Here is a 9,411-nt window from a genome sequence, read left to right as displayed (position 1 = left end):
ACTCCCACCGTTCCACCTGGTCAGGAGTGAGCTGCACCGCGGTGGCCACCTTGTCCGCCCCATGAAAAGCAGCAGTGCCGCCCCGGTCGCAGGACGGCACTGCTCGGCTGGGGTTCAGATCACGACGCGCTGTACTTGGTGGTGCAGGGCGACATTCCTTCTTGGACGCCGACGCGGAAGGCTTCCACCCGGGCGAAGCCGACCGGGACCTGGTCGCCGTTGACGTCGGCCGCGATCAGGCCGTCCTCGCCGAGGAGCGCGGACACGCCCTCGTCGATGTCGTCGGCCACCACGCGGAGGCTGCCGACCGGGTTCCGCTTGCCGATCGGGTCCTCCACCAGCAGGCCGCTCCAGGCGCCGACCATGCACGCCGTGCGCAGGCCCGCCGCCGGGTCGTCCAGCGGGAGACCGGCCGCCTTCTGCACCGAGAGCGCGTAGCGCGAGGCGACCTGGGCGTAGGCGGCGAAGTCGCCGTAGCCGGACTCGACGTCCTTGTTCGGCGGCTTGGCGATCTTCTGCAGCGTCGGCAGGTCGAGCGAGATGGTGTTCGTCGACTCGCAGTAGGTCGCCGGGCTGGTGGGCTTGCGACCGGCGCACGCGGACTGGTCGGTGGTGATGCGCGGCGGCTCGGCGCCGGTGTCGCGGAAGACCTCCCGCAGGCTCTTCTCGACGGCTTCGAGGCCCTTCTGGTCCACCGGCAGGTCGGTGTCCTGCTCGGCCTTCCACGAGCTGAACAGCGTGGTGCGCTTGGAGACGTCGTTGAAGTCCATCTTGGCGCAGCGCTGCGGGCCCTCGTCGAAGCCGTACTGGAAGGCGGTGACCCGGTCGAAGGCGCTGCCGTGCGCGTTGCTGCCCTGGAAGTCGGACTTGCCGGGGGAGTCGCGGATGAAGCTCAGCACGCCCATGACCTCGTTGAGGCCCTGCCCGGTGGAGATCTGGAAGTACTTCGAGGATCCCTCGGCGACGTGCCGGAAGTAGGCGCCGGTGAAGCAGTCGGCCTGCTGCTCCAGCACGATCACCTGGTCGTCGCTGCGGACGGTGCGCGCCCGGTGCTGCACGGCGTGGCCCATCTCGTGGGCGAGCACGGCGACCACGGCCATCGGGCCGAAGCTGTTGTCCAGCTCGGGGAGCAGGGTGCCGCGGTCCCAGGCGATGAGGTCGTCCGGCGGGCAGTAGAACGCGTTGACCACGCCCGCGGTGTTCTCGCCGCACACCTGGGTGCCGGGGCCGCCTGCGTCGTAGGAGACCAGGCGCTTGACGGGCGCGAACTGCTGGCGGTGGAAGGCCTCCGGGAAGACCGCGGTCCAGTAGTCGTCGATGTCGGCCACGGCGTTGCGGGCGAGCTTGTCCATCGGGCCGTTGTCGGTGCCCTCGACGGGCAGCGGCGACTCCGGGGCTCCGGGCTTCGGGCCGCTGGGGCCGTTGGTCACCGGCAGTCCGGCGACCTCGGTGGTCGAGTAGCTGCCCATCGTGGTCGGGGTACCGCTGATCTGCTGGGCGCAACCGGCGACCAGCGCGATGCAGGTGAACGCGGACAGCGCGGTGCCGAGGATCCGCTTCCGCCGTCGGTTTCTCGTCGATACCCGTGCCACTGACGCGCCCCATCCTGTGCAGGTGCCGAAAGTTCTGCGCGCACCGGACGCCCCTGCGCCCTCCGGTGCTCGCCGAAGCCTATCGGGTGACGGATCATCCCCACCGCGATCTGGTCGAGGTCGCAGCGCGCGTTCAGCGGCAGGCGGTCGCGCCGCCGAGCACTCCGCTGCGGAAGGCGCTGATCCGGTCGAATCCGGTCAGCGGGCGGGCGATGTCGTCGGAGTCGAGCACGACGCTCACCGCCTCGTCCAGATCGCCTTGCGACAGCCCGGGTTGCGCCGCTGTGTACGCGCCGGTGAGGCACATCGTCTGCTCGCCGGTCGTCGGGCGGCCGAGCTCGGCGTTGGCGGCTCGCGCGTACTTCGCGGCCATAAGCGTGGTGACCGCCTGGTCGCCGATGTCGGCGTGCATGCGGGCGAGCGCGGTGCGGTCGAGGTCGACTGCCGGCGGCGTCCACCGCGTACCGTGCTGCGCGACCAGATCGCTGAAGTACTGGGAGATCCCGTCGGTGCGGAGGGCTTGGTCCAGCGGAGCGTTGGGGCCGTCGGGCGGCAGCCCGGCCATCGGCGTCTCGGTCACCTCGGTGCATCGGCGCGGGCCGTTGGCGAAGCCGTCCTGGAACGCGGTGACGCGCTCGAAGGCGGTGCCGTGCGCATCGGTGCTGTTGGTGCTCACCGGATCGCGGAACAGGGTGATCGCACGCAGCGCCCGGTCCAGCTGCTCGGCGTCGACGCGCAGGCGTGCGGAGCGGCCGTCGACGACGGAGCGCACGTAGGAGCCGGAGAAGCAGTCGGCCATCGCTTCGAGGCGCACGGGTGCCGCGTCGGCGCCGATCCCCGCGCGCTGCTGCACCGCGTGGCCGAGCTCGTGCGCGAGCACCACGACGACCGCGGCGTCCCCGTAGTGCTCGCGCAGGACCGGCAGCAGCGCAGCGCGGTCCCAGGCGATGGCGTCGACGGTCGCGCAGTAGTAGGCGTTGCCCTCCAGGTCGCGCACGTCGGCGGAGCAGGGCGGGGCGGTGCCCGAGCCGTTGGTGTCGACGGAGAAGAACCCGCCGTCGAGGTTGCGCCACGGCTTGCCGAACACCGCCGGGAACTGCGCGGCCCAGTAGTCCTGGACGTCGGTGACCGCGGTGGCGGCGAGCCGGTCGACGTCGCCGTGATCGGTGCCGTGCACGAATCCGGGGTCGACGGTGTGATCGGCCACACGCGGCGGTTCCGGGGGTGCTGCTGCGCAGGAGCTGATGAGCAGCAAGATCATCATCGTCACAGGTCCGAGCGCGCGCACACCGCCAAGCTTCCCACCCGCTGCGGCGGTCGGTACGTCCGCACGCACCGCGCCGGTCCGGTATATGGTCCGCTCCCGTGAGAGCCGTCCACCGTTTCACCGTGCGCGCCCACCTGCCCGAGCCGTTGAGCGCCCTCGGCACGTTGGCGACCAACCTCCGCTGGGCCTGGCACCCGCCGACGCAGGACCTGTTCGCGGCGGTCGACCCGCAGGTGTGGTCGGCGGTCGGCGGCGACCCGCTGCGGCTGCTCGCCGAGGTGCCCGCCGAGCGGTTGCGGCACCTGGCCGGTGACGAGGACTTCCTGGCCCGCACCCGCGCGGTCGCCGACGACCTGCGCCGCTACCGGACCGTGCCGCGCTGGTACCAGCAGCGGCAGGACGAGGGCGCCGACCTGCCCGACTCCATCGCCTACTTCTCCATGGAGTTCGGCCTCACCGAAGCGCTGCCCAACTACTCCGGCGGGCTCGGCGTGCTCGCCGGCGACCACCTCAAAGCCGCCTCCGACCTGGGCGTTCCGCTGATCGGCGTCGGGCTGCTGTACCGGTCGGGCTACTTCCGGCAGGCGCTGTCCACCGAGGGCTGGCAGGTCGAGCACTACCCGGTGCTGGACCCGCGCGGCCTGCCGCTGGAGGTGCTGACCGAGGAGTCCGGCAAGCCGGTGCGGGTGCAGGTGGCGATGCCCGCCGGGCGCACCCTGCACGCCCGGATCTGGAAGGCGCAGGTCGGCCGGGTGCCGCTGCTGCTGCTCGACAGCGACCTGCCGGAGAACGACGACGACCTGCGCAGCACCACCGACCGGCTCTACGGCGGCGACGCCGAGCACCGGATCCGCCAGGAGATCCTGGCCGGCATCGGCGGCATGCGCGCGGTCCGCGCCTACTGCGAGCTGACCGGGCACCCGCAGCCCGAGGTGTTCCACACCAACGAGGGCCACGCCGGCTTCCTCAGCTTGGAGCGGGTCCGCGAGCTCCAGGACGAGCCCGGCCTGCAGTTCGACCAGGCGGTGGCGGCGGTGCGCGCCGGGACGGTGTTCACCACGCACACCCCGGTCCCCGCGGGCATCGACCGGTTCCCGGTGGACCTGGTGCGGCACTACTTCGGCGACGGCTCCGCGCAGGCCCTGCTGCCCGGCGTGCCGACCGACCGGGTGCTGGCGCTCGGCGCCGAGGACAACCCGGGCATGTTCAACATGGCGCACATGGGGCTGCGGCTCGCGCAGCGCGCCAACGGGGTGTCGGAGCTGCACGGCGAGGTCATCCGCAAGATGTTCCGCGGTCTGTGGCCGGGGTTCGGGCTGGAGGACATCCCGATCAAGTCGGTGACCAACGGCGTGCACGGGCCGACCTGGTCCGCGCGGGAGCTGGGCAAGCTGCTCGGCGAGTCCGAAATGGACAGCGGAGCGGGCCTGCGCGGCATGGAGCCGGTCAGCGACTCGCTGCTGTGGGAGCTGCGCTGCTCGCTGCGCCAGCGGCTGGTCGACGAGGTGCGCCGCAGGTTGCGCACCGCGTGGTTGCAGCGCGGTGCGTCGGACCTGGAACTCGGTTGGTGCGACTCGGTGTTCGACCCGGACGTGCTGACCATCGGCTTCGCCCGCCGCGTGCCGACCTACAAGCGCGCGACGCTGATGCTGCGCGACACCGAACGGCTGCGGGAGCTGCTGCTCAACGCCGACCGCCCGGTGCAGATCGTGGTGGCCGGCAAGTCGCACCCGGCCGACGAGGGCGGCAAGGCGATGATCCAGCGGATCGTGCGCTTCGCCGACCAGGCCGACGTGCGGCACCGCATCGTGTTCCTGCCCGACTACGACATGTCCCTGGCGCGTTACCTGGTGTCCGGGTGCGACGTGTGGTTGAGCAACCCGGTGCGGCCGCTGGAGGCGTGCGGCACGTCGGGGATGAAGGCGGCGCTCAACGGCGGGCTGAACCTGTCGGTGCGCGACGGCTGGTGGGACGAGATGTACGACGGCCACAACGGCTGGGCGATCCCGAACGCGGACGGCGTCAGCGACCCCAACCGGCGCGACGACCTGGAGTCCGCGGCGCTCTACGAGCTGATCTCCGAGCACGTGGCGCCGATGTTCTACGAGCGAAACACCGACGGCGTGCCGGGCAAGTGGATGTCGATGGTGCGCCACACCCTGGCCACGCTCGGCCCGCGGGTGCAGGCGTCCCGGATGATCCGCGAGTACGTCGACGGCCACTACGGGCCGGCGGCCCGCTCGATGCGGGCGATGACCAGCGATGACTTCCGCGGCGCGCGCGAGCTCGCGGACTACCGGGCGCGCTTGCAGGCGGCGTGGACCTGGGTCCGGGTCAGCGACACCGAGATGTCGGTGGAGAACGGGACGCCGCTGCTCGGCGGTCAGGTGACGGTGCGGGCGCGGGTCGACCTGGCCGGCCTGGACCCGTCCGATGTGGACGTCGAGGTCGTGGTGGGCCGGGTCGACGACTCCGACGTGCTGCACGACTTCGTCGCGGAGTCCATGCGGCCGACCGCGGACGACCGCTACGAGGCGACGGTGACGCTCCCGCACGCCGGACCCGCCGGCTACACGGTCCGCGTGCTGCCCCGCCACCCGCTGCTGTCCGGCTCCGCCGAGCTCGGGAAGGTCGTCCTCGCCGGGTGACCCGTGAGTCTTTTGGGCCGCTGGGGCAGCCCAAAAGACTCACGAGTCCTGGTCAGGCCGCGGCGGGCACCGGAGTTCTCGGCTGCCTCGTCCGGTGCTGCAGGTAGCCCGCCCACGCCGTGGCGAGCAGGGCCGCTGCTCCGATCGCGGCGCCGACCCAGGCCACCGAGGTGAAGCCGAGGCCTGCGTTGATGGCCAGACCGCCCAGCGCCGGTGCGACGGTGTTGCCGATGTTGAAGGCCGAGGTGTTGCCGGCGCCGACGAGCGTCGGTGCACCGGGCGCGAGCGCGAACACCCGGGACTGCAGGGCGGGGTTGGTGATGAACCCGCTCACGCCGAGGGCGAAGACGAGCGCGGTGGTGATCAGCGCGTCGTCCGCCGCGACCGCGAGCAGGGCGGAGGCCAGGACCAGGGTGCTCAGGCCGAACAGCAGGGTGCGGATCGGGTGCGCCTGCGCGGTCCGGCCGCCGATCGACATGCCGAGCAGACCGCCGACCCCGAACAGCGCGAGCTGGGCCGGAACCCACTGCTCGGGCAGTCCGGTCACGTCGGTCAGCAGCGGTGCCAGGTAGCTGAACGAGACGATGACCGCGCCGAACGTCAGCGCCGTGATCGCGTAGGACAGCCAGAGCTGGGGCCGGTTCATCGCGCGCAACTCGGCTGAGATGCTGCGCGTTTCCCCTTGCGCACCAGCGTCTTCGCGGATCGTGAGCAGCGAGCACAGCAAGCTGCCCAGCGTCAGCGCGGTGACGGCCCAGAACACCGCGCGCCAGCCCGTGAACTGGCTGAGGGCGGTGCCCGCCGGAACCCCGACGATGGTGGCTAGCGTCAGCCCGCCGGCGATGATCGCGACGGCCCGGCTCCGCGCGTTCGGCGCTACGAGCGATACGCCGGTCGCGACCGCGACGGCCCAGAAGCCGGCGTAGGACAGCGCGCTGACGATGCGGGTGGCGAACAGGACCCAGTAGCCCGGGGCGAGCGCGCCCACGACGTGCGCGGCGATGAAGACGACCTGCAGCGCCGCCAGGGCGGTCCGGCGCGGCCAGCGCATCGTGGCGATGGCCAGCAGCGGTGCGCCGACGACCATGCCGATGGCGAACGCGGAGATCAGCAGGCCCGCGTCCGGGATGGAAACCCCCAGGTCGGAGGCGATGTTCGGGAGCAGTCCGGAGAGCATGAACTCCGAGGTGCCCTGGGTGAATATGCCCAGACCGAGGACGTAGATGGCGAGGGGCACGGAACCTCCAGCACGGCGGTGATCGGCGGTGCGCTCCGACGCTAGCAGTGTTTTGAAGCGGTCGATTCAAAAGTGTGAGGTTTTCGTCCATCCGCTCCAAAACGGTTAGGGTGGCGGTATGGCCAGGCCGCGGAAGTTCGACGAAGCCCGCGTCATCGACGCGGCGATGGACACCTTCTGGCGTCGCGGGTACGAGGCGACCTCCACCCGGGACCTCAGCGAGCGCACCGAACTCGGGCCGTCCAGCCTCTACAACGCCTTCGGCGACAAGCACCAGCTCTACCTGCGCAGCCTGCGCCAGTACCAGGAGACGGCCACCGCCGAGCAGGTCGAGGTGCTCCGCGCGCCCGGCCCGGTCGAGGACCGGCTGCGCAACCTGCTGGCCACCGCGATCGACACCGACCTCTCCGGCACCGACCGGCCGGGCTGCTTCGCCATCAACGCGGCGATCGAGCGAGCGGCGGTCGACCCCGACGCCCGGGAGCAGGTGCGGCAGAACTTCGCGGTGGTGGAGGAGGCGCTGCGCGAAGCCCTCGCGGAAGGCCAGCGCTCCGGCGAGATCGACCAGACCCGCAGCGCGGAAAGCCTGGCCCGCCAGGTGCTGAGCACGTACTACGGCCTGCGCGTGCTCGCCCGCGTCCAGCCGGACCGCTCAGCGCTCATGGACGTGGTGGAGAACCTGCTGAAAAGCTGCGCGGCCGCTGAGGAGCGCGGCTAGACGCCGGCGCGGAAGGTCCGGCGGTAGGCGAGGGGAGCGACGCCGATCTCGGCGTGGAGGTGCTGGCGCAGCGAGGCCGCCGTGGCGAAGCCGACCTGCTCGGCTATCTCGTCGATCGGCAGATCCGTGGACTCCAGCAGGTGGCGGGCCCTGGCCACGCGCTGCTGGATCAGCCACCGGCCGGGGCTGACGCCCACCTCCTCGCGGAACCGGCGGGCGAACGTGCGGCCACTCATCCGCGCGTGCTCGGCGAGATCGGCCAGCGCCAACGGCGAGTTCAGGTTCGCGGTCGCCCAAGCCCGGGTTGCGGCCGTGCTGGAGGTCGTCGGATCGGGCATCGGGCGCTCGATGTACTGGGCCTGGCCGCCCTCCCGCCACGGCGGCACCACGCACCTGCGCGCGACCTGATTCGCCACCTCGCTGCCGTGGTCCTTGCGCACGAGGTGCAGGCACACGTCGACACCGGAGGCGGCACCCGCGGACGTCAGCACGTCGCCGTCGTCGACGTAGAGCACGTCGGGGTCCAGCTGGACCGCGGGGAACAGCCGCCGGAACAGGTCGGTGCAGCACCAGTGGGTGGTGGCCGGGCGGCCGTCGAGCATCCCGGTCGCGGCGAGGGCGAACGCCGCCGTGCAGATCGACACGATGCGGGTGCCCGGCCGGATCAGCGCGAGCGCGTCGGCCACCGGCCGCGGCAGCTCCGCGGCGAGCCGGGTCATGTCGTAAGGCGGGATCACGACGGTGTCCGCAGTGCCCAGCAGCTCGGGACCGTGCTCCGCGGTGATCAAGAAATCCGCGTCGCTGCGCACCGGACCGCCGTCGACGGTGCAGGTCAGCACCTCGTAGCGACCGTCGGCGCTGCCGAAGACCCGATTGGGGATGCCGAGCTCGAACGGGTAGACCCCGTCGAGCGCGAGGACCACGACCCGATGCATGGCACGATCCTATCGAATGTTGGCATTCTTGCCATTTCGCCGGTGGCCCGGATGCGGCAGCCTCGGGGCATGAGCGAAACGATGCGCGCGATCAGCCAGGACGAGTTCGGCGGCCCGGAGGTGCTGCGCGAAGTCGAGCTGCCGCGCCCCGAACCCGGTCCGAGCCAGGTGCTCGTCCAGGTGCACGCGGCCGGGGTCAACCCGACGGACTGGAAGCACCGCGCCCAGCAGCGGTTCCTGGGGACACCGCCGTACGTGCTCGGCTGGGACGTCTCCGGCGTGGTGGTGGCCGTCGGCACCGGCGTCACCCTGCACAAGCCGGGCGACGAGGTGTTCGGCATGCTGCCCTACCCGCACGGCGCCGGCTCGCACGCCGAGTACGTCACCGGCCCGGCCCGCGCGTTCGTCCCCAAACCGTCCGAAGTGGACCACGTGCAGGCGGGTGCGATCCCGCTCGTGGCCCTGACCGCCTGGCAAGCGCTGGTGGACACCGCGCACCTGCAGGCCGGTCAGCGGGTGCTGATCCACGCTGCCGCCGGAGGTGTCGGGCACGCGGCAGTGCAGATCGCCAAGGCACGTGGCGCTTACGTGATCGGCACGGCGAGCGCGGGCAAGCACGAGTTCCTGCGCGGCTTGGGCGCCGACGAGCTGATCGACTACCGGGAGACCGACTTCGCCGACGTGGTCAGCGATGTCGACGTGGTGCTGGACACCATCGGCGGCGACTACCGCGGCAGGTCGCTGCGCACCCTCCGGCGCGGCGGCGTGCTGGTCTCCATCCTCCCGTACGGCCAGGAAGAGCTGGCGGCCGAAGCCGAGCAGCTGGGGATGCGGGCCGAGACGATGCTCGTCGAAGCCGATCAGGCAGGCATGCGCGCCATCGCCGCCCTCGTCAAGTCGGGGCAGCTGCGCGCCGAGATCGCCGCGACGTTCCCGCTGGCCGAGGCGGCCAAGGCGCACGAGCTGGGCGAAACCGGCCGCACCACCGGGAAAATCGTGCTGACCGTTCGCTGA

7 protein-coding genes are annotated in these 9,411 nt (G+C 71.6%); 3 read left to right on the top strand and 4 right to left on the bottom strand.

The window, feature by feature from the left end:
- Window positions 1-119 precede the first annotated feature (119 nt).
- Window positions 120-1,592: a neutral zinc metallopeptidase gene (locus ABTZ89_RS11235; protein ID WP_351042990.1), complete on the bottom strand. Its 1,473-nt coding sequence runs from the start codon at window positions 1,590-1,592 to the stop codon at window positions 120-122.
- A gap of 133 nt (window positions 1,593-1,725) precedes the next feature.
- Window positions 1,726-2,856: a neutral zinc metallopeptidase gene (locus ABTZ89_RS11230; protein WP_351042987.1), complete on the bottom strand. Its 1,131-nt coding sequence runs from the start codon at window positions 2,854-2,856 to the stop codon at window positions 1,726-1,728.
- Window positions 2,857-2,957: 101 nt separating this feature from the next.
- Here ABTZ89_RS11230 and glgP point away from each other — a divergent pair, with 101 nt between their 5' ends.
- The gene (gene glgP, locus ABTZ89_RS11225; RefSeq protein ID WP_270951538.1) at window positions 2,958-5,507 is read left to right on the top strand and encodes an alpha-glucan family phosphorylase; all 2,550 of its coding nucleotides are present in this window, start codon (window positions 2,958-2,960) and stop codon (window positions 5,505-5,507) included.
- Window positions 5,508-5,559: 52 nt separating this feature from the next.
- On the opposite strand, the gene ABTZ89_RS11220 is transcribed toward glgP, so the two are convergent.
- Window positions 5,560-6,744, bottom strand: coding sequence for a Cmx/CmrA family chloramphenicol efflux MFS transporter (locus ABTZ89_RS11220; protein ID WP_351042984.1), 1,185 nt, complete (start codon window positions 6,742-6,744; stop codon window positions 5,560-5,562).
- Between the two features lie 118 nt (window positions 6,745-6,862).
- On the opposite strand from ABTZ89_RS11220, the gene ABTZ89_RS11215 reads away from it, so the two are divergent.
- Window positions 6,863-7,462, top strand: coding sequence for a TetR/AcrR family transcriptional regulator (locus ABTZ89_RS11215; RefSeq protein ID WP_351042981.1), 600 nt, complete (start codon window positions 6,863-6,865; stop codon window positions 7,460-7,462).
- On the opposite strand, the gene ABTZ89_RS11210 is transcribed toward ABTZ89_RS11215, so the two are convergent.
- Entirely contained in the window at window positions 7,459-8,397 is a 939-nt protein-coding gene (locus ABTZ89_RS11210) for a GlxA family transcriptional regulator (protein WP_270951541.1), read from the bottom strand. The genes ABTZ89_RS11215 and ABTZ89_RS11210 overlap by 4 nt on opposite strands.
- Window positions 8,398-8,466: 69 nt before the next feature.
- Between ABTZ89_RS11210 and ABTZ89_RS11205 the strand changes: the two genes are divergently transcribed.
- Window positions 8,467-9,411 carry an NADP-dependent oxidoreductase gene (locus ABTZ89_RS11205; protein ID WP_351042978.1) on the top strand — a complete coding sequence of 315 codons (945 nt, stop codon included), beginning with the start codon at window positions 8,467-8,469 and terminating at the stop codon, window positions 9,409-9,411.

The sequence above is a fragment of the Saccharopolyspora sp. NPDC002686 genome (genome assembly GCF_040295745.1).
Taxonomy (GTDB): domain Bacteria; phylum Actinomycetota; class Actinomycetes; order Mycobacteriales; family Pseudonocardiaceae; genus Saccharopolyspora; species Saccharopolyspora oryzae.
The sequence above is the reverse complement of the archived record's forward strand: the minus strand, read 5'-3'. Positions and strand labels throughout refer to the sequence as shown.